The 19,256-nt window shown below is 54.3% G+C and carries 19 protein-coding genes; 7 read left to right on the top strand and 12 right to left on the bottom strand.

All coding sequences use genetic code 11. From position 1 onward, the window contains the following. The first annotated feature begins 10 nt into the window (after positions 1 to 10). Entirely contained in the window at positions 11 to 1,501 is a 1,491-nt protein-coding gene (locus SynSYN20_RS11255; protein ID WP_186523736.1) for a leucyl aminopeptidase, read from the top strand. Between the two features lie 31 nt (positions 1,502 to 1,532). After that, a complete protein-coding gene (locus SynSYN20_RS11260; protein ID WP_006853577.1) occupies positions 1,533 to 1,769 on the top strand; it encodes a hypothetical protein in 237 nt (78 codons plus the stop codon). Positions 1,770 to 2,080: 311 nt separating this feature from the next. On the opposite strand, the gene msrA is transcribed toward SynSYN20_RS11260, so the two are convergent. The 8 genes from msrA to SynSYN20_RS11305 are packed head-to-tail and all read right to left on the bottom strand — an operon-like array spanning position 2,081 to position 10,127. Beyond that, entirely contained in the window at positions 2,081 to 2,716 is a 636-nt protein-coding gene (gene msrA / locus SynSYN20_RS11270) for a peptide-methionine (S)-S-oxide reductase MsrA (RefSeq protein ID WP_186523737.1), read from the bottom strand. A 4-nt stretch (positions 2,717 to 2,720) separates the two neighbouring features. Continuing rightward, complete coding sequence (lpxB, locus tag SynSYN20_RS11275) at positions 2,721 to 3,905, bottom strand: lipid-A-disaccharide synthase (protein ID WP_186523738.1); 1,185 nt, start codon at positions 3,903 to 3,905, stop codon at positions 2,721 to 2,723. Continuing rightward, positions 3,905 to 4,756: an acyl-ACP--UDP-N-acetylglucosamine O-acyltransferase gene (gene lpxA / locus SynSYN20_RS11280; RefSeq protein ID WP_186523739.1), complete on the bottom strand. Its 852-nt coding sequence runs from the start codon at positions 4,754 to 4,756 to the stop codon at positions 3,905 to 3,907. The genes lpxB and lpxA overlap by 1 nt, the downstream gene beginning before the upstream one ends. Before the next feature lie 5 nt (positions 4,757 to 4,761). Beyond that, positions 4,762 to 5,226 carry a 3-hydroxyacyl-ACP dehydratase FabZ gene (fabZ, locus tag SynSYN20_RS11285; protein ID WP_255444244.1) on the bottom strand — a complete coding sequence of 155 codons (465 nt, stop codon included), beginning with the start codon at positions 5,224 to 5,226 and terminating at the stop codon, positions 4,762 to 4,764. A 5-nt stretch (positions 5,227 to 5,231) separates the two neighbouring features. Continuing rightward, a complete protein-coding gene (lpxC, locus tag SynSYN20_RS11290) occupies positions 5,232 to 6,086 on the bottom strand; it encodes a UDP-3-O-acyl-N-acetylglucosamine deacetylase (protein WP_186525612.1) in 855 nt (284 codons plus the stop codon). Next, entirely contained in the window at positions 6,086 to 8,344 is a 2,259-nt protein-coding gene (locus tag SynSYN20_RS11295; RefSeq protein WP_186523740.1) for a BamA/TamA family outer membrane protein, read from the bottom strand. Before SynSYN20_RS11295 ends, lpxC begins: the two co-directional genes overlap by 1 nt. A 47-nt stretch (positions 8,345 to 8,391) precedes the next feature. After that, on the bottom strand, positions 8,392 to 9,144 hold the full coding sequence (purC, locus tag SynSYN20_RS11300; RefSeq protein WP_186523741.1) for a phosphoribosylaminoimidazolesuccinocarboxamide synthase: 753 nt from the start codon (positions 9,142 to 9,144) through the stop codon (positions 8,392 to 8,394). Then, positions 9,141 to 10,127, bottom strand: a complete 987-nt coding sequence (locus SynSYN20_RS11305) for a hypothetical protein (protein WP_186523742.1) — start codon at positions 10,125 to 10,127, stop codon at positions 9,141 to 9,143. Before SynSYN20_RS11305 ends, purC begins: the two co-directional genes overlap by 4 nt. Before the next feature lie 102 nt (positions 10,128 to 10,229). On the opposite strand from SynSYN20_RS11305, the gene purD reads away from it, so the two are divergent. Both purD and SynSYN20_RS11315 read left to right on the top strand, forming a co-directional pair. Continuing rightward, positions 10,230 to 11,555, top strand: coding sequence for a phosphoribosylamine--glycine ligase (gene purD / locus SynSYN20_RS11310; protein WP_186523743.1), 1,326 nt, complete (start codon positions 10,230 to 10,232; stop codon positions 11,553 to 11,555). 23 nt (positions 11,556 to 11,578) lie between these two features. Next, complete coding sequence (locus SynSYN20_RS11315) at positions 11,579 to 13,660, top strand: ATP-binding protein (protein ID WP_186523744.1); 2,082 nt, start codon at positions 11,579 to 11,581, stop codon at positions 13,658 to 13,660. Between the two features lie 48 nt (positions 13,661 to 13,708). On the opposite strand, the gene kaiC is transcribed toward SynSYN20_RS11315, so the two are convergent. The 3 genes from kaiC to SynSYN20_RS11330 form a co-directional block, all read right to left on the bottom strand. Then, entirely contained in the window at positions 13,709 to 15,244 is a 1,536-nt protein-coding gene (kaiC, locus tag SynSYN20_RS11320) for a circadian clock protein KaiC (RefSeq protein WP_186525613.1), read from the bottom strand. Between the two features lie 66 nt (positions 15,245 to 15,310). Beyond that, a complete protein-coding gene (gene kaiB, locus SynSYN20_RS11325) occupies positions 15,311 to 15,670 on the bottom strand; it encodes a circadian clock protein KaiB (protein ID WP_048347100.1) in 360 nt (119 codons plus the stop codon). Further along, a complete protein-coding gene (locus SynSYN20_RS11330; RefSeq protein ID WP_186523745.1) occupies positions 15,667 to 16,563 on the bottom strand; it encodes a circadian clock protein KaiA in 897 nt (298 codons plus the stop codon). Before SynSYN20_RS11330 ends, kaiB begins: the two co-directional genes overlap by 4 nt. Before the next feature lie 135 nt (positions 16,564 to 16,698). On the opposite strand from SynSYN20_RS11330, the gene rplU reads away from it, so the two are divergent. Beyond that, entirely contained in the window at positions 16,699 to 17,076 is a 378-nt protein-coding gene (rplU, locus tag SynSYN20_RS11335) for a 50S ribosomal protein L21 (RefSeq protein ID WP_186523746.1), read from the top strand. A gap of 42 nt (positions 17,077 to 17,118) precedes the next feature. Next, positions 17,119 to 17,388 (top strand): 50S ribosomal protein L27, encoded by a 270-nt coding sequence (rpmA, locus tag SynSYN20_RS11340; protein WP_006853593.1) that lies wholly within the window; start codon positions 17,119 to 17,121, stop codon positions 17,386 to 17,388. A 120-nt stretch (positions 17,389 to 17,508) separates the two neighbouring features. On the opposite strand, the gene SynSYN20_RS11345 is transcribed toward rpmA, so the two are convergent. Beyond that, entirely contained in the window at positions 17,509 to 18,273 is a 765-nt protein-coding gene (locus SynSYN20_RS11345; RefSeq protein WP_186523747.1) for a bifunctional 2-polyprenyl-6-hydroxyphenol methylase/3-demethylubiquinol 3-O-methyltransferase UbiG, read from the bottom strand. 74 nt (positions 18,274 to 18,347) lie between these two features. Here SynSYN20_RS11345 and truB point away from each other — a divergent pair, with 74 nt between their 5' ends. Continuing rightward, on the top strand, positions 18,348 to 19,241 hold the full coding sequence (gene truB, locus SynSYN20_RS11350; RefSeq protein WP_186525614.1) for a tRNA pseudouridine(55) synthase TruB: 894 nt from the start codon (positions 18,348 to 18,350) through the stop codon (positions 19,239 to 19,241). Positions 19,242 to 19,256: the final 15 nt, after the last annotated feature.

A 19,256-nucleotide genomic window follows, 5' to 3' on the forward strand; every position in this document is an offset into this window, starting at 1 on the left:
CCAATTCTTCATGCAGATCTCCCTCTCGTCGGCCCAGCCACAGGCCTGGTCGGGAACCGTGTTGGCCCTAGGTATTGCTGAGGGAGATCCCAATGGCTTGATACCAGCGATGGAGGAACGCTTTTCCATCTCCCTTGGCGATTGGTTGGAACAACGCAAGTTCCAAGGGAAAAATGGAGAGAGCGCAAGTCTTCAACTTCTCAACCCCGACTGCGCATCGCTCGTGCTCGTAGGCATGGGGCCTCTTGAAGCATTGGATGTGAATAGCTTTCGGCAGGCTGGGGCTGCTGCGGCCCGAGCGAGCAAGGACCAAACAGGCAGCCTCGGATTGCTATTGCCATGGAATGCTGTTGACCCTGCAGAAGCGGTGACCGTGGCAGCGCAAGCGGTCAGGCTTGCGCTCTACAGCGATCAACGCTTCCGCAGCAAACCCGAGCCAAGCGTCCACCCCGAGCGGCTTGAACTGCTCGGCCCGCTCCCCAACACCCTCAGCAGCGCCCTCGAAGCAGTGCATCCCATTTGCGCGGGGGTAGAACTGGCAAGAGAGCTCGTTGCGGCTCCTCCGAACAGTGTCACCCCAACCGCTCTTGCCGAAAGCGCCGCTCATATGGCGCATGAGCACGGCTTGGACTTGAAGGTGCTCGAGCGCAGCGACTGTGAAGCCAGGGGGATGGGGTCGTTCCTCTCCGTTTGCCAAGGCTCGGATATGGATCCCAAGTTCATCCATCTCACCTACCGCCCCTCCGGTCCTGCCACCAGACGGGTGGTCTTGGTTGGCAAGGGCCTCACCTTTGATTCCGGTGGTTACAACCTGAAAGTGGGTGCTGCTCAAATCGACATGATGAAAATCGATATGGGAGGCAGTGCAGCGGTACTTGGCGCAATGCGCTCGATCGCTGAGCTCCGTCCCAAGGGTGTGGAAGTGCACATGCTGGTGGCGTCATGCGAAAACATGATCAACGGTTCTGCCGTGCATCCAGGTGACATCGTCACCGCGTCCAACGGCACCACGATCGAAATCAACAACACAGATGCAGAAGGCCGGCTCACCCTCGCTGATGCCTTGGTTTACGCATCCGAGCTCGAACCCGATGCCATCGTTGACCTGGCCACATTGACCGGTGCCTGCGTGGTTGCCCTTGGCGACGAAATCGCTGGGCTGTGGACTGGAGACGACTCGCTTGCCAGCTCCTTAGAGGGCGCCGCAAAGGATGCAGGAGAGGGGCTCTGGCGCATGCCAATGCACCAGGCTTATCGCAAAGGCCTCAAGTCACTGCTTGCTGACTTAAAAAACACAGGTCCCCGTCCAGGTGGCTCTATTACTGCCGCTTTATTCCTCAAGGAATTTGTCAAAAGCTCCATCCCATGGGCCCACATCGATATCGCAGGAACGGTTTGGAGCGACAAAGGGAGAGCACTAGATCCGGCTGGAGCCACGGGCTACGGAGTCCGAACCTTGGTGCATTGGGTGTGCAAGCAATCGCAGCAGGCCGAGACCTAGGGTTTTCACAACTATGAACCTACCCAAACCGATGGCTTCCAGACCCTTGCGCTGGTACGTGCGAGCTCAACTTGGAGTCCTGCTTTTGCCTGCTGGACTCTGCCTCTTTGGGGAAGCCATCAGTCGACGCATTATCCAGCTGCTCGGACAGGACCGTGGCCCCTGGTTCTGGTATGGAACGCTGAGCCTGATCTGCATCAACGCAGGAATCGGCCTAATGATCGAAAGCGGTCTTCTCAGCGGGTATCCAGGCCGACGAGCGGATTAGGACGCAACCGCAGTCATCACACGCGGGCATTCAAGGGCATGAATTTGCCAGCGCGCCCGCTCAGAACAAGTTGACAACACACGATCTAAATCGTCTGAAGCCTGCTTCGTCGACGGATAAGGACCAACGTGACGCGTCACCAGACCATCCTTGATCGTCAGCAGATACATACAGCCCCTCCACAAATCTTGGGCTAATGGTAAGGACAAAATCCTGGAGCGTCGAGAGGGGAATACCCGCATCTTCACTGAGAAACGCCTGAACGGGAGCAAAGATCTAATTACAGATTTTCTTCGGTTTTCAGGAAGGTGTCATGGCGCTAGTGGAGAAGCAACCCAGGATGCACCCGATCTTGCGCGCTCGCCCCACACGGCATCGAGGCGGCGGTCTCGCCCACAACTGAAGCGGTAATAACGATAACGAAGTTCATTATTATTGGCATAATCTTGGTGGTAATCCTCCGCCGGCCAGAACTGAACTGCATCACGAATCTGCACTTTAATCTTAGATTTTGAGACCCCTAATTCACTTGCAGCCGAGGCAGAACTTGCTTTAGCGGCGGTGGCCTGCTGCTCACCAGCGGTAAAAATCACGGGTCGATATGAGTCACCCCGATCACAAAACTGACCTTGACCATCAAGAGGGTCAATATTGCGCCAATAATGTTGCAAAAGGGTGGCATAACTAATTTTATCGGAATCAAATCGCACACGTACCACCTCTTGATGTCCACTTTTTTCACCACTCACTTGTTGATAGGTGGGATTCTCCACATGGCCACCGCTATACCCACTTTCAGCCGAAATCACACCTTCAATATCCTCTAAATCATGTTCGAGGCACCAAAAACAACCACCCGCAAGAACAGCATCTTGAACGGCTGCCATCGCAGACATCGGGCTTATCAACATGATGCTGGTCAAAACCAGCGGGATCAACGCACGCATGAGCTCAAGAGGGCTGTTGGATCTGGTCAAGAATGGCTTCGGCAGCACGATCGGTCACACCCGGTTCACCAAGGGTGTTACGCAAGCGCTGATACCCATCCAAAACCCTTTGCCGATCCGCTTGGTTATCCAACAAAGGAATGGCCAACGCCACAAGCTGATCGGCATTGAAATCCTCCTGCAACAGCTCAGGCACCAGACGCTCCTTCAGCAAAAGATTGACCGGCGAGATGTGATCCACGTGGAAACGGAGAATTCGCCGCGCCACCCAGGCGGTGACACGGCTGACCCGATAACCAACCACTTGCGGAACACCCTGAAGCGCTAATTCCAAATTCACCGTTCCCGATTTACCCAAGGCCAAGTCGGCAGCGGCAAATAGGTGGGGCTTCATGGCATCGGCCTGATCAGCTGGAATCACCGTCCCTCGAACGCCCGCTTGATCCAGGGCCTGCTGCAATGGCTCCTCAAAGCGCTCCAATCCGGCTGGCACGATCACATGGAGTGATGGGTCACGCGCTTGAAGGGTGGCGGCAGCCTGCACCAATTCAGGCATGAGGTATCGCAGTTCCTGAGGCCGTGATGCAGGCATCAAAAGCAACAAGGCTCCTTCCGAGGGCAAGCCCAACGCACGCCGAGCAGCCTGACGATCGGGGGAGACCGGGACCATATCGAGGAGGGGATGCCCTACCCAGGTGACGTCAGCGCCTCGACCGGCATAGAACTCGGCTTCTTCAGGAAAAATCGCCAGGATGCGATCTGTGAACTGCAGCAAACTTTTGGTACCTCCTTCCCCAATGCGCCAAGCCCATTCCTGGGGGGCGATGTAGTAGGTGATTGGCACATCCGGCAGACGATCTCTGAGGCTGTGGCCTAAGCGCACATTGGCGCCCATGTAATCGATCAACACCACCCCATCGGGTGGGCGCTCTTTTAAGACCCGATCCACCCTGGCTTGCAATCGAATCGTGGGGAGAACCAAAGGCAGGGCTTCCCAGAGGCCAATCGCGCCCATCGGCGAAGTATCGGCCAGCAATTCAGCTCCAGCAGCCTGCATCCGCTCACCTCCCAGAGCAAGGACTTCTAAATCGAGTCCACGACGCTTCGCGACACGCCATAGGGCCTGAATCAACAAGCTTCCCTGCAGATCTCCCGACACCTCGCCGGTGCTGATGAGCAGACGCACCATCAGCGACTCGAGGGAGGAGGCATGGGCCCCCGTCGACCTGTCGACAAGGAACCCTCCAAAAAGGTACAGAGGTGGTTAGCGGCAGGCAGCAGAGCCTGCTGCCTCGCAAGGTTTAAGCCGTCAGCAATGACGTGATCTGAGCGATACAGCAAGGACCAAACCTCTTGCAACTGTTTGAATTCCTGACCCCCCTCAAGGCGATGCAAGCCTTGACGTCTCAAACCCACACGATTCAGACCCCGCACCCTGCCTGGATGGCCTTCGACAAGACAGTAAGGAGGAACATCACGATCCACACGGGTCATGCCGCCAACCATCGCCATGCCACCGATGTGAACGAATTGATGAATCCCTAAACAACCACCGATCACGGCCCGATCTTCAATCAACACGTGGCCTGCCACTTGGATGCCATTCGACATCACGATGTTGTTTCCAAGCAAACAATTATGGCCAAGATGGCAATAGGCCATCAGCAAGTTGTTGTCACCAATCCGAGTCTGCTCCCCTTCATCAGTGGCGCGATTAATGGTGACGCATTCACGAATGGTGTTGTGATCACCAATCACAACTTCTGTTGGAGCCCCTTTGTATTTCAAATCCTGTGGTTCCTGCCCCAAACAAGCGCCGGGGTAAATGCGGTTGTGAGCACCAATTCGCAGCAGACCATCGAGCACCACATGAGGACCAATCCAGGTGTTAGCCCCGATACTCACCTCAGGACCAATCACGGCTCCAGGTCCGATCACAACGCCATGGGCGAGTTCTGCTCGGGGATCGACTACCGCCATCGGATGGACCTGAGCGGGGCGATCGTCCGTGATCACTGATGTGGAGAGCTCATCACTCATCACGCTCAATCCACCAGAGAGAACATCAGCTCACCGGAGCAGACAAGCTGTCCATCTACCGTGGCCTCCGCCTTCACTTTGCCAAAACGCTTGCGTTTAAGGCTGAGCAACTCACAGGTAATTCTCAATTGATCACCCGGGACCACCGGCCGACGAAAACGAACGCCATCAATTCCGGCAAACACGAACAAGCCCTTCGGAAGATCTGGCATTTGCGTCACGATCAAGCCCCCCACCTGAGCCATCGCTTCCACGATCAACACCCCTGGCATTAAAGGACGATCAGGGAAATGCCCCTGAAACTGTGGCTCATTCAGGGTGACGTTCTTGATGGCGACTGCGCGTTCACCTGGAACATGCTCAAGCACCCGATCCACCAACGCGAATGGATAACGATGGGGCAGCAACCCCATGATCTGCTCGGCATTGAGCACCGCAGAAGGCGAGTCGGTAGAGGCAAGAACGGTCAAGTGGCTCAGCGTTGGGGAACGAGTTGATCGGCAAGTGCCGCGGCCAACTCAGTATGAAGGCCGTGGGATCCTCGATAGACCAGCACCTGGGCTTGAGGAAAACCCACAAGAGCCAGATCTCCGATTAGATCCAAGATCTTATGGCGCACTGGTTCATCTGGAAAACGCAGCGGGGGGTTCATCCAGGAATCTCCATCACAGACGAGGGCATTATCTAAAGCACCTCCACGAATGAGACCAGAGGAGCGAAGTTGTTCCACTTGCTCGCGAAAACCAAAGGTCCGAGCCGGAGCGATCTCATCAATAAAACTCTGAGGGGTGAGCTCGATGGCTAATTGCTGACGACCAATCGCTTGTTGCGGGAAATCGATGACGCCAACCAGTGTGAAGCGATCAGCAGGCGTCGCGACGATGGCGCTATTACCACGATGAAAAGCCAGCGGTTCAGACAGCACCAAAGGGGGGCAACGTGGTGTCGATGCTGCAGTTAAACCAGCTTCAGCAATTGCCTCCACCCAGCCCAAAGCTGACCCATCAAGAAGCGGAATTTCTGTACCCGAAACCTGGAGCTCAACGTGGGATACCCCGCAGCCGGCGAGAGCAGCGAGCAGATGTTCAACGGTGGAGAGCTGTCTGTCTCCAAAGTCGAGGGTGGTGCACAGCTGGCTATCACGCACCTGTGAGGGGTCTAAACGGACAGGCTTTGACGTTTGATCAAGCCAGCGCACAGAGAAACCTTCTTGTTCAGAAGGAGCAAGGGTGACTTGACATTGTTGGCCGCTATGCAGGCCAATCCCTGAGCGCGACACACAGGATGCCAGCGTCCAAGGCCCGTTGTAATCAGCAGGCCAAGACACCATTAGAACTTCCAGCCCACACCCAAGTTGAAGCGCCACTCACCGGTGAAGTCCTGACTGGCAACCTCAAGACGAAGAGGGCCAACTGGCGTCGTCACAATCACACCTGTACCGATGGAGAAACCCGAACCAGGCTTTTTCAGAAGAGTGCCGGGCTTACCAGGAACATTGCTCTGAGAACCGAAATCGGTACCTGCATCAACGAACAATTCACCCGCAAAAATACTGATGATCGGGAAGCGATATTCCAAGGTTGCTTCCCCGTAACTACGCCCAACCGCTAGGTCGCAGTCATACCAACCACGCACAGAATTCGAACCACCCAAACAAAAGGCTTCATAAGGAGGCAGATCTCCAACGATGGAACCTGCCTTTAATTGAATACCAATTGCTTGCGGACAATTTGCTTTTTCACCTGGCTTGGGCCTGCAGCCTTTCGCAATTTTCAGCCAGTTCACCGGAAAAAATTGTGTATAGCTTGCTTTCACACGATTGAAAGTTGGAGAATTCTCGCCAACTGACAAGAATTGCTCAGTACCAAAACTAAAGAAGTTACCCGAGGTTGGGTTTCGGGGATCATTGAGAGTGTTATAAGTAGCCGCAAATCTTAGGCCAGCAAGATTGTTTTCATTGGCACAATTATACGAGATACATATAATATTTTCGTTTGGGACGCTATCGTCATCACCCTCACTCGGGGTGCCGTAAACACGCGACGTACCCTCGAAGTTAATAGGCCGAACGCTTTGGACATTTAAGCCCGCAAGAATCTGCCATGGAGCATTCTTATAGGGGTCGCCTCCGTTGAGAGGCCTAGCAAAAATGATATTTCCGCCAACCCTTTGCAAGGCAACAGAGTCGCCCTGATAATCGAACCAGCTGTACTCAGGGAAGAGGTCAGAAGCCTCTCCAACGTCGTCAAATTTCCTGCCAGCAGGATTATTGTTGGTATTAATTTCGTAAGCGCGGGATGAATTGTTGTCTTGGTAATCAGTAACGGTAACGATATCTCCATTGTTTTGGCTCTGAAACACCTGAGGCACTTCACGGCTCAAGAACAAAGAAGTACGGAACGATGTGCGATGCGCATCACCCTTGATCCATGGATCAGTAAACGTGAAATTCGCTAAACCGCCGTACTGGCCGTAGGTGAGGTTGAGAGCTAAGTTCCAAGCCCGTCCAAATAAATTGCTGTCCTGGACTTGAACTTGTCCAAACACACCTTGACTTTGGCTGTAGCCCAAGCCGCCTGAAAGAGAACCGGTTGACTGCTCAACGATCCCCAAAACAATATTGACTTCGCCTGGATTCCCTGCAACGGGCTTCAGTGTGACTTTGACATCACTGAACAACGATGTTCCATATAGACGCTTGATATCGCCCTCAAGTTGATTGCGATTAAAGGCCTCACCTGGCTTGATCGAGATTTCTCTCGTAACAACCCAGGGTTTCGTCTTCCCGCGAATTGGCTCGCCTTTTTCATTGGTCGTTTCACCTTCTTTATTGAGGAACTGCACCTCAACGCCAGCAACTGTGCCGACCACAACCTTGAGCTGTACAACCCCATCTGGACTAACACGCGTAGGACCTGTGACCCTTGCAAGGGCGTAACCCTCGCTTGTGTACCACGTCTGAAGTTCCTTCATCCGAAGCTGAAGTTCAGAGAGATTCAGCGTGCGTCCATAGTCAGAACTGAAGGCGTCCTCAATGACCTGTGGAGGGATCTCATTATCTTCGGGAAGCAGCTCAACCTTTGTAAGCACGGGATTGGGTACAACTTGAACAACAAGTTGCACACCAAGAGGACCATTAACCGGTTCAATCCGTACATCCGAGAACCAGCCGGTGGCGTAGATCGCCTCCAAATCAACTTTGAGCTCATCCCTGGTGACGCGGCTTCCAGGGCGAACGGTCATGGCGTCATAAGCAGCCAATTCCACCCGCTCTTGCTCAGGGTGGCCATCGATCCCATCAATCATCACCTCTGTAATCAGCACTCTGGGCTGATTAACGCCCTCATCTTCTGCAGCAACAGGCGCCTCTTCTACACCTTCAAACGCTTCCACCTCCACAGCTTGAGGATCGGTGTTCTCCCCAGTTAACGCATCCTCGAGCTGGATCTGCTCCTCAGAACTCTGATCGGAGTCAGCCTCAGCTTGCGCTCGAGCAGGAAGGGTGGTCAGAAGCGGTAGGGCTAGAGCAAGCCCCAAAGCTCCCCGCCGAACGGCGTTCCTGGTTCGGTATGAGGAGGGATTGACCATGAGGTGGTGCGGATACCGGCCTAAACGGCCGCAAATGTCCGGTGACCTTACCTGTAGTTGCGGGGTTTGGGGGTTGCCCCTTGGACCCGTTTGCAGACCTCCCCGTAGGCCTCGATCACTCCGCCGAGGTCTTGACGGAAGCGATCCTTATCCAAAATGCGCTCCTTTTCATCCCGACTGTTCATGTCCCAAAGGCGGCAGGTGTCTGGGCTGATCTCGTCAGCAACAAGTAATTCACCTGCTGCATTGCGTCCCAGCTCGAGCTTGAAATCCACCAATTGCAGATTGAGAGCAGAGAAGAAAGGGATCAAAACAGTATTCACCTGCCTTGCCAACGTCTCGATTTCCTGACGACTTTCTGGACTGACTAAGTCAAGTAAAAAGAGGCGAGACTCAGTCAACAGAGGATCACCAAGATCATCATCCTTGTAGTACAAATCCAGCAAAGCTGGATCCAAGCGAGTGCCTTGAGAAATAGGGGTTTGACGGCAGAGTGATCCGGTGGCCACATTGCGCAGCACCACTTCGATCGGGATCACCTTGACCCGTTGGACCACCATCCAATGATCCGACTCCAATCCGCAGTAATGGGTTGGTATCCCTTCCCGTTCAAGCAACTCAAACAGACACGCTGAGATCTGACAATTAAGTCGGCCTTTGTCTTCCAGTTGTGCACGCTTTTGGGCATTAAAAGCGGTGGCATCATTTTTGAATTCGACCAAAACCTCAGCCTCATTGTTTGAGGCATAAATGCGTTTGGCCTTGCCCTCATAGAGGAGCGGTCCATGGGAGCTGGTCATGGCGTGGCCAAAGGATTGGAAGCAGGAGCTTCAGATGAGTCCGATTCTCCCAGGGAGGCATGGCCACCGGCAGCGCGAGGTGAGCGCAGCTGATCCTCAAGGTCTTGCAAACGCTGTTGATCCCAGTCAGGGGAAATCTGTTCGAGCTCAAGCAGCGTTAAGCGGTCATCAACCCGGCTCGCCAAACGACGCAACCGTTCGCGAGGTCGCTCAGCATCGCCCCCCCGTTGCAACGCCAAACGCAACTGCAGGCGGAGCAAATCTTCCGCCAAACCCCAGGCTTGCTCAGCTGCCGCTTGATCCAAGGCCGCTTCCAACAACAGATCACTGCGCTCTGGATCAAGCGGCGCCAACAGTTCAGCAACTTGGCCAAGCCTGCGCGATGCCACCACCCCTGGAGTACGTCCCGCTAGAAGCACCGTGACGGCTTCCTCCGGCCTGCCAGCTGCCAGCTCATGGTTCGCCAGAAGATCAAGAGCTGAACGCGTAAGCGGCAAGCCATCCTCCGATTGGCCCACGATCAACAGCTCGGTATCGAGACGCGTGAGGTCTCCATCAGCCAAACGCCGCAGGGCCAGCGCAGCGCGATCTTGATCGAGGGCCGCACTGGCGGCTTGCCACGACAGCAGCAACCACTCCCTGCGCTGTAATCCTGGTCCAGGGCCATATCGACTGAGCACAATCTGGGTGCTGTCGGGAGCCTTACAGGCCAGCAGCGCCCGGGCATTCGCCATCACAACAGCGAACGGTTGCGGGGAAGGCGCCACCAGCATCAAACGATTGCGCAGCAGACGCAGGCGCTCTTGCAGGCCAAAACGATCCGCATCAGCACAAGCCGCCGACAGCTGGGAAATGTCACCTTCTTGGAGAACCGTTGCAAAGGCCTCAAGGGACATCGGCAAAGCAATAGGAGGCACAGGCGCCGCGCCCAACGGCGGTGCTGCCGCCAACAAAAACACCAGTGGCAGGGAGGAAAGCCCCATGGGCTGACAGTCGTTCGACAAAGATGGATAGATCAGGGCAACGCACCGAGCATTGCGTCTGAACTCCAAACCTAGGAGTCACCCCCCGTTCCGCACCCGCCCATGTCCATCTCCAGCACCCGTCCCCTCTCGCTGCCACCGTTGCGCAATGTGCTCGTGGTCGGAGGTGGCGGACGAGAGCAGGCGTTGGCCTGGGCGTTCAGACGCTGCCCAGAGATCGAAGACATTTGGATCAGTCCTGGAAACGCTGGCACCAGCGATTTGGAAAGCTGCACTCCACTGGCGATCGCAGAAACGGACCACGAAGGCATGGTTACGGCGTGCAGCGACCACGCCATCGATCTCGTGGTGATCGGTCCAGAAGCACCCTTGGCCGCTGGTCTCGCAGACACGCTTCGTGGACAAGGCATCGCAGTCTTCGGCCCGAGTGCGGAGGGTGCACAGCTCGAAGCGAGCAAAGCCTGGGCAAAGCAACTCATGCAAGAAGCAGGGATTCCCACAGCTGGGTACTGGACCGTGACCAACGAACAGGAGGGGCTTGCCCTTCTCCAGCGACTGCAGCGCCCCTTGGTTGTGAAAGCGGATGGGCTCGCAGCTGGGAAAGGGGTAACGGTGGCGAACACCGTGGAGGAGACGGCCGCCGCCATTCAAGAGGCTTTTCAAGGGCGATTCGGACGAGCAGGCGAACAGCTTGTGCTGGAAGAACGCCTCACCGGTCCTGAAGTCTCCGTGTTTGCCCTATGCGATGGCGAGGACATGGTTTTGCTGCCGCCCGCGCAGGATCACAAACGACTTTTAGATGGTGACCATGGACCGAATACCGGGGGAATGGGGGCCTATGCACCGGCCCCCCTCCTCGATCAAGCGGGCCTAGAGCAGGCGCGCGAACAAATCCTGAAACCAACCCTTGCGGCTTTGCGCAAGCGAGGAATCCACTACCGGGGGGTGATTTATGCGGGTCTCATGCTGACTAAGGAGGGGCCGCAGGTGATCGAATTCAATTGCCGCTTTGGCGATCCTGAATGTCAAACCCTGATGCCTCTGATGGGACCTGAACTCGCTCGCGTGCTCCAGGCTTGTGCGCTCGGACGTCTTGCAGATGCCCCAGCGCTCACACAGGCAGAGCTGTGCAGTGCCTGTGTTGTGGCAGCAGCAGCGGGCTATCCGGACAGCCCCCGGAAAGGTGATCCGATTGCGGTTGCATTCAGCCCCAACCCAACCAACACGGACCAACGTCAGTTGTTCCACGCAGGGACGCGACACAGCACTGAGGGGGTGCTGGAAACCTCCGGCGGCCGCGTTCTGGCGATGGTGGCTCAAGCAACAGATTTTGATCAGGCCTTCGCGAAGGCCTACGAAGGATTAAGGCAGGTCCGATACGACGGCATGCAATTCAGAACAGACATTGGCCATCAAGTGCGCACCTAAGCTTTGTTAAGCATTGATGCGCCATGAGTAGCGGTTCGGCACCAGCTTCTGCGAACTCGACTGCGTCCTCATGGGCAGGGTCAGCCTCTTCTGATACGGCCGCAGAGCAGGAGGGCCTTTGGAGTGGCATCCGCCTCTGGTGGGCCGAATTCAGCCTTCAGACCAAACTTCTGGCCATCGCCACGCTTGTGGTGAGCCTGATGATGACCAGCATCACCTTCTTCGCGCTCAACGGCATCCAACGTGATGCGGTGATGAATGACACGCGTTACGCCCGCGATTTAGGGCTGCTTTTAGCGGGCAATGTCACCGAGCTGGTTGCAGAAGGACACGACCGAGAACTGGCCAATGTGGCCGAACAGTTTTGGCGTTCAAGCCGCAGCCTGCGCTACATCTTTTTTGCTGACCCAGAAGGCGTTGTGTACCTCGGCATTCCCATCAGTGGGAATGCCGCTGATACCAGGGGAGACCTACGTCTCAATCGACGCCTCGAACTCCCGAGTGAACTGAGATCGAGGCCTAAAAATCCCCTCGTCCGTCAACATCTGACCCCTGAGGGTCAGGTCACTGATGTTTTTGTGCCCTTGATTCAGGAGGGTCGCTATCTCGGCGTTCTCGCCCTCGGGGTGAATCCGAATGACTCGGCTCTTGCCAGTGCCTCCTTGACCCGAGAGGTCACCGTGGCCGTCTTCATTTCAATCTGGGTCCTGGTAATTCTTGGGGCTGTTTTCAACGCGCTGACCATCACCCGCCCCGTCAAGGAACTGCTACGCGGCGTTCGCTCGATTGCTTCTGGAGATTTCCAGGCCCGTATTGGCCTCCCTATTGGCGGCGAACTTGGCGAGTTGTTGGATGGATTTAATGCGATGGCCTCGCAGCTCCAGGACTACGACGCAGCCAACATCGAAGAGTTGCAGGCTGCCCAGGTCAAGCAGGCCTCGCTGATCGCAACGATGGCGGATGGTGCGGTGTTGCTGGATGAGAAAGGTCAAATTGTGTTGGCCAATCCAACGGCTCGACGCTTATTTCGCTGGGAGGGACGCAACCTCGAAGGACAGGATTTTCTCAATGCAATCCCAGACTTGTTAGCCAATGAGCTCCATGAGCCTCTCGATGGAGTCCTGAACCAAGGCCGTGACAGCAATGATCTTCGAAGCAGCATCGGGGAGCCGCCTCGCACCCTGCGCTTCGTGCTTCAAGCCGTACGCGAACCCAGCGGCGAAAACCTAAAGGGAATCGCCGTAACCATGCAGGACCTCACCCGCGAAGTGGAGCTGAACGCGGCCCAGAGCCGCTTCATCAGCAACGTGTCCCATGAACTGCGCACTCCGCTGTTCAACATCAAGAGCTACGTCGAAACCCTGTACGAAATGGGGGATCAACTCAGCGAGAAAGACAAGCAAGAGTTTCTGGGCATTGCCAATGACGAAACCGATCGACTCACGCGACTCGTGAACGATGTACTGGATCTTTCAAGGCTCGAAGCCCATCCCAGCGTTCAGTTTTCTGAACTCGATCTCAGGCCTGGCCTTGAACAAACCCTGCGCAGCTACCAACTGAACGCATCAGACAAACAAGTGGAACTTGACCTGGAGGCATCAATCGATCTGCCAGACATTCTTGGCAATTGGGACCTACTCCTCCAGGTGCTGGATAATCTCGTTGGAAATGCTCTCAAGTTCAGCCGGAGTGGCAGCCGCATCGTGATACGCGCCTACGCCTGGCCCGACAGCTGCTGGATGGGACCCCTTCCAGAAGATTCACTTCAAGCACCACAATGCGAAATGATTTCACCTCTTCCAAAATTACGAGTGGAAGTGGGTGACACAGGTTATGGAATCAGCGAAGACAAACAACAACGAATCTTTGAACGGTTTTATCGCGTAGAAAATGCAGTTCATACGGAAGTAGGGACGGGCTTAGGACTCTCCATCGTGAGGGGAATTTTAGAGAAACACAGCAGCGTGATTCGTATGGCAAGCGAACCGGATGTAGGAACAACATTCTGGTTTGACCTACCTCTAGCCCAATCCGACCAAGACGAAATCAAATTGCAAGCTGAGCGACAAAGTCGCTATGAGCAAGAAGAATTCGAGGTTGACTAAAGAAAAGTCGCTTCAATTTGGCCTTAATATTTCAAGTGATAATCATTCTTATTCTGGAGCCACTCCACGGGCGATACGCGATAGTTCGCTCCGTTCATCCATCGTCACGCGGTGAGGAACCCCGCTGATAATTCTCTCGAAATTGGAGAAAGAATCTTGAATTTGCGGTCCGTTACCAGTGATCAGGAATTCTCGTATACCGCGATCATGCCAGGACCCACGCATCTTGAAAACGTTGATCGCTCGAGCCATCTCACCACGTATCTCAACATACTGGAGCAATAAAATCGTGTCAGTGATGGTTGAGATATGGGAATCAGTGATCGAATGACTCCCCATGAATTCTTCTGATGTATTGGTAAAGAAGCCGGCAATTTCTTCTTGCTTTGCATATCCAGTCAATGCGATCACAAACTGCCTAAAGGCATTACGGCTTACACCACGCGCCAACGCAGATAATGAGTCAATCGCCATTCGCGTTGGCTTGAATTGACTGATCTCATTTTTAATAATCTGCAAATGGTCTTCCAGACCAGTGGACTCTGGGTAGGCGCAAATAATCTTCAGCAGGCCATCTTGCTCCATCTGCTCAAAATCAATACCCCAACTTGTGCCATTACGCATTAATTGAGCACGTGATTCTTCATAGGCAAACAAAATTGCTCGCTCTTTATTACTACAGGCATCCTCAATGAATTTCGAGACCAATAAGGTCTTGCCTGTACCAGTCGCTCCCGTCGCGAGAATGATTGAATCCTTGAAATAGCCGCCACCACACATCTCATCGAGCCGCGGCACACCAGAACTCACGCGCACATTGGATGAGCGCTGCGTGAGTCTCATCGCACCAAGAGGGAAGATACTGATCCCATGGGCTCCCATCGTGAACGGGAACTCACCCTTCATATGGGTGGTACCTCGCAATTTGAGAATCTCAACGGTCCTTCTTCGGCGCTCGCCCTCAAGCACATTACGGAGAATCACAACATTGTCAGAGACAAACTCTTCAACGCCGTAACGCGCGATTGGCCCGTATTCATCGATTCGTTCAGTGGTCATCACAGTTGTGACACCGATCTCCTTCAAGCGTGCGATGAGACGGAAGATCTCCCGGCGCACAACAAACACCGCATCATATTGTTGAAATACAGCCGTAATCGAATCGATTGCCACCCTTTTGGCTTTGTACTTTCGGATGGCGTAATTAATTCTTTCAATCAGGCCAGACAGATCGAAACTGCCCGCCACATCCTGACCATCAGGATCCGGTGAAGCATCAAGAATAAAGAGCTTATCTTGCTCCACCATCTCCTGCAAGTTCCAACCGAAACTTGCAGCGTTACGCAGAATATCGAGTGGCGACTCTTCAAACGTGACAAAAATTCCGGGCTCATCGTAATGAGCAATTCCATTGTGGAGAAAGTGCAAGGAAAAAACAGTTTTACCCGTTCCGGACGTTCCGCTAATCAGGGTGCTGCGTCCAATTGGCAAGCCGCCATGACACACATCATCAAAGCCCTCAATTCCAGTGGGGAGCTTCTGGACCTGCATCTGAGGAGAACCGCTTGAGCTAGAAATCTGCATAACTGCGACCTTGCTCTCCAACGTTAATAAGGAAAATCCTCAGTACCCTCTAGATCACCCCGTGACTTAAGAATCTGCCTCTTCGATGTCCGGAACTTCCAACGCATCCATCAGCGAAGAGCTGAGGTCGTTGTCAACAAGCTCGTCGTAAAGAAGATCAAGCCCGATCAGCACTCGTTCACGATCAGAAAGGTCGCCAATAATACGACGCACAGGTGGGGGGAGAATTTTGGACAACGTGGGAGTTGCCAGAATTTTGTCTTCTTCTGCAAGCTGAGGATTTTTCAAGACATCAATGACCTTCAAGGCATAGACACCCTTGAATTCCGTTTCAAGAATATTGCGAAGCGTTTTGAGTGCACGCATCGAATTCGGAGTATTCCCAGCTACATAAAGCTTGAGGATATAAGTCTTGCGCGGGCTCATAAGATCACTTCCGAATCCTGAAGCTGACGGCGCTTAGATCCAGCAGGAGCCAAGGGAATATCTCCAGGGACTGACCGTCGGTACCTTTCGCAAAGGTGAGCCATGACATCCAACAGTGCAAGGCGGTAATCCTGAAGAAAGTCGTCTTTATGCCCTTCAAGTCTGAGTTGTTTCCAAAAGTCGTCAATCAGATTCATGTGAATCTCAACGGTTTGAGTAATGGGCAGGTCGCCAAAAAAAGCGGTATTTACAAAACTCTCTAACGCCTGGTTGGCAGCAGCAGGGTCACGGAAATAACCAATCAACAGATCTCGATAGGTGCGCTGCAGCGACTGCAGCAGCTCACGCTGTTCATGGGGAGGAAGATTGGCCAAGAATCTCGAGGGATCTCGCTTATAGAACACCCCGAGGTAACCAAGCCTCTCCTGCAAGCGGCTCGACAACTTCCAAGCACGACCCTCAGGCTGCCCACCAACCTGATCCGATTCGGTGGATCCATCTTCAGGGCGAATATCTTTCTGACCATGGCGAAGAAAGCGTGAGATCGCTGCGTCAACGTTGTAACCAAGCTGCTCAAGCTGATCGTCTGGCAGATGAACCTCTTCAGGGTGGTAATCGACACGGCCCATCAATTCGCCCACCACAACGGCAGGAAAGAGCAAACCACGAGCTAGTAGGTCTTCACGTGTCTTGTCTTGCAGGAGAGATTGCTCAATCACAACGGCATCGACAGCCTCGCGTTGACGCTCCAACGCGGAGACGACATCGACCGCTGAGTCCTCAAGTCCTAGATCCACCGGGGTGTAGCGATTGCCAGGCAACCACTGACAGCAAGCCGATTCGAGCTCAGGCGACCTCAATAACAAGGCGATCGTGAGGGCCGGCCTGGTCATCCAAAACGAAAAGTGTTCAAGTGAATCTTGACGAAAGAGAGCACGAAGGTCGAAGATCTTTGTTTGTCTTTCGATTGCGGCACAGGCCAAATCGGCGGCTTCCAAGTCTCCGAGCCTGTTCGCGTCCCGTAGCCCATGGCAGAAACCAGCAGCAGCAGCTCACAAACCACTCCAGAGGCAGGCTCGTACGCCATCGTCGAGGCCTCTGGACAGCAATTTTGGGTGCAACCCAACCGTTATTACGACCTCGACCGGCTGCATGCCGACGTCGACGCCAAGATCACCCTCGACAAAGTGCTTCTGGTCAAAAACGGTGACGTCGCCACCGTTGGCAAGCCCTATGTCCAGGGCGCCAGCGTGGAACTCAAAGTGATGGCTCACCGTCGCGGTCAAAAAGTGATCGTTTACAAAATGCGCCCTAAAAAGAAAACACGCCGTAAGAATGGTCATAGACAGGAGCTCACCCGAGTGATGGTCGAATCCATTTCCGTCGGCGGCAAAGCCATCAGCTGATTGGTTCAACCAGCTTCCCTCTCTCCATTTCTTTGATTTTCCATGGCCCACAAGAAAGGCACAGGCTCAACCCGTAACGGACGCGACTCCAACTCCAAACGTCTCGGCGTGAAGGCCTACGGCGGTGAAAGCGTAACGGCTGGTTCCATTCTGATCCGCCAACGTGGCACCTCCGTTATGCCTGGTGTGAATGTTGGTCGCGGCAAGGATGACACCTTGTTTGCATTGACCGACGGGATCGTTAAATTTGAGTCGATCCGCCGCGGGCTTCGCAATCGCAAACGCATCACGGTTGCTGCAGCTGCTCAGTAATTCTGATGACCTGGCTGGCATGACAATCAGCTGATATTTCCTTCCAAAGCCAATGATTACAAGAATCATTGGCTTTTTTTATTGTTTATTCCACGTAGACACTTGGCCTCAAATAAAGCTTTAATATCCGCCATGCAAGGGCTTATAAACCCTTGTCGTAATCAATAGTGGATGAAAAACTTCAAGAAAATGCAATTGCAACGCACGAAAAAAGCAATCAACAAGAATAGGATCGTCAAAGTGAAAAGGATATTCGCCGCTATGTCCTTTAAAAAAATACCAGTTTAATAAGGCCCGTCCATCTTCATTCATGAATGAATGGAACTGCATGAGCTGATCTGACGGGTCGGGCAGATGTTCCAATACATCAAGACAAACAACCGTATCGAATCGTTGGCCGCTGAGATCCGAAAGGTCACGATGAACCGACATTTTTTGATCCAAACCAAGCGCAACAGCCCTCGACGAGACGAATGCCCTGTTTTGTGGATTCAGATCAACAAAATGAACCCGATCAACATTGTCTAATGCCGCTGCCGCTAAGGCATGCGTTCCTATCCCTCCTCCAAAATCAAGGACTGTGCCCCGAGCGAAATCCTCCTGCAAACGAAGCGTGTCCGCGATGTAGTCGGAGCTGCTGAGATGCCAAGCCGCCAATTCAAAGAGATGCCCCGTTCCCACGGTGGTCTCGTAAAACTCCGTGGCTTGATCCGCTTGAAAAGCACCCGGATGCAGTGCGGCTAAATCATCCTTCCCATCGGGTAAGCGCTGATCCACCTGCTCCAACGTGAGCTGAAGGTATTCAGCCAAATGGTCACGAACAGAAAAGCCGTTGTCCAAGAAGGTCTCGATGTCCACGCGGGGAGAATTGCTCAGACGTTGCATCTTCTACCGGTCGGACATCGTCAATTTAAGTGCAGGCCGGATGCCACATTCAGAACAACTGCGATTACACCCCCTTGGATGCACCACTCGGCTTCGTGGTGATCGACAAGCCTTCAGGTCTCACCTCCCACGCCTGCGTGAGCCGGATGCGTCGCGTGCTCCAAACCAAAAGAGTGGGGCATGGTGGCACACTGGACCCAGCCGTAACCGGCGTTCTGCCGATTGCAGTGGGCCAGGCCACCCGACTGCTTCCCTACCTCCCAGGAGAGAAAACCTATCGCGGTGTGATCCAGCTGGGGACCAGCACCAGCACCGATGACCTACAGGGAGAAGTTGTTGCGCTTCAGGATTGGCCGCGTTTAAGCATTGAGGAGATGGATCAGGCCCTCAACCCCTTCCGCGGTGGCATCGAGCAGTGTCCACCACAGGTTTCAGCGGTTCACGTGAACGGCGAACGGGCCTATGCCAGGGCCCGCCGCGGTGAAGTGATGGACTTACCGGCCCGCAGTGTGACCATCCACTCCCTCTCTCTTCAGGATTGGGATTCAGAGCAAGGCAAGCTCACCCTTGAGGTGCACTGCTCTGCTGGCACCTACATCCGTTCGTTGGCCCGAGATCTTGGTCAAGCCCTCGGGTGTGGCGGCTGCCTGGACAGGCTGCGGCGCACCCAAGCGCTGGGATTCGTGGAGGCCCATGCGATTGCCCTGCCAGAGCATCCCAATGAACAAACCACTCCAACGATCGGTTCCCTCACTCTCATCCCTCCCCAACGCGCCCTAACCCACCTACCCATTCGAACGCTTTCCGAGCTCGAACGGGACGACTGGAGCTGCGGTCGCACGATCACCCATCAAAATGGAGACGGTCCCACCGTTGTTCTCAGCGCAGACAACATCATGCTGGGAATTGGAATCGCCAACAGCGAAGACCAGCTCAGACCCAAGGTCGTGTTCGAAGCGCGCGGCTGATCCCCCTCCTGCTCC

The sequence above is a fragment of the Synechococcus sp. SYN20 genome, from assembly GCF_014279555.1.
Classification (GTDB): domain Bacteria; phylum Cyanobacteriota; class Cyanobacteriia; order PCC-6307; family Cyanobiaceae; genus Synechococcus_C.

Excerpts from the sequence above, each read along its gene's own strand:
- kaiB (WP_048347100.1), bottom strand. The coding sequence starts at position 15,670 with ATGAGCCCGCGCAAGACTTATATCCTCAAGCTTTATGTAGCTGGGAAT.
- SynSYN20_RS11295 (WP_186523740.1), bottom strand. The coding sequence starts at position 8,344 with ATGGTCAATCCCTCCTCATACCGAACCAGGAACGCCGTTCGGCGGGGA.
- rplU (WP_186523746.1), top strand. The coding sequence starts at position 16,699 with ATGGCAGAAACCAGCAGCAGCAGCTCACAAACCACTCCAGAGGCAGGC.
- purD (WP_186523743.1), top strand. The coding sequence starts at position 10,230 with ATGTCCATCTCCAGCACCCGTCCCCTCTCGCTGCCACCGTTGCGCAAT.
- lpxB (WP_186523738.1), bottom strand. The coding sequence starts at position 3,905 with ATGGTGCGTCTGCTCATCAGCACCGGCGAGGTGTCGGGAGATCTGCAG.
- SynSYN20_RS11255 (WP_186523736.1), top strand. The coding sequence starts at position 11 with ATGCAGATCTCCCTCTCGTCGGCCCAGCCACAGGCCTGGTCGGGAACC.
- SynSYN20_RS11315 (WP_186523744.1), top strand. The coding sequence starts at position 11,579 with ATGAGTAGCGGTTCGGCACCAGCTTCTGCGAACTCGACTGCGTCCTCA.
- SynSYN20_RS11260 (WP_006853577.1), top strand. The coding sequence starts at position 1,533 with ATGGCTTCCAGACCCTTGCGCTGGTACGTGCGAGCTCAACTTGGAGTC.
- SynSYN20_RS11305 (WP_186523742.1), bottom strand. The coding sequence starts at position 10,127 with ATGGGGCTTTCCTCCCTGCCACTGGTGTTTTTGTTGGCGGCAGCACCG.
- rpmA (WP_006853593.1), top strand. The coding sequence starts at position 17,119 with ATGGCCCACAAGAAAGGCACAGGCTCAACCCGTAACGGACGCGACTCC.
- purC (WP_186523741.1), bottom strand. The coding sequence starts at position 9,144 with ATGACCAGCTCCCATGGACCGCTCCTCTATGAGGGCAAGGCCAAACGC.
- SynSYN20_RS11330 (WP_186523745.1), bottom strand. The coding sequence starts at position 16,563 with ATGACCAGGCCGGCCCTCACGATCGCCTTGTTATTGAGGTCGCCTGAG.
- lpxA (WP_186523739.1), bottom strand. The coding sequence starts at position 4,756 with ATGAGTGATGAGCTCTCCACATCAGTGATCACGGACGATCGCCCCGCT.
- msrA (WP_186523737.1), bottom strand. The coding sequence starts at position 2,716 with ATGCGTGCGTTGATCCCGCTGGTTTTGACCAGCATCATGTTGATAAGC.
- lpxC (WP_186525612.1), bottom strand. The coding sequence starts at position 6,086 with ATGGTGTCTTGGCCTGCTGATTACAACGGGCCTTGGACGCTGGCATCC.
- SynSYN20_RS11345 (WP_186523747.1), bottom strand. The coding sequence starts at position 18,273 with ATGCAACGTCTGAGCAATTCTCCCCGCGTGGACATCGAGACCTTCTTG.
- kaiC (WP_186525613.1), bottom strand. The coding sequence starts at position 15,244 with ATGCAGATTTCTAGCTCAAGCGGTTCTCCTCAGATGCAGGTCCAGAAG.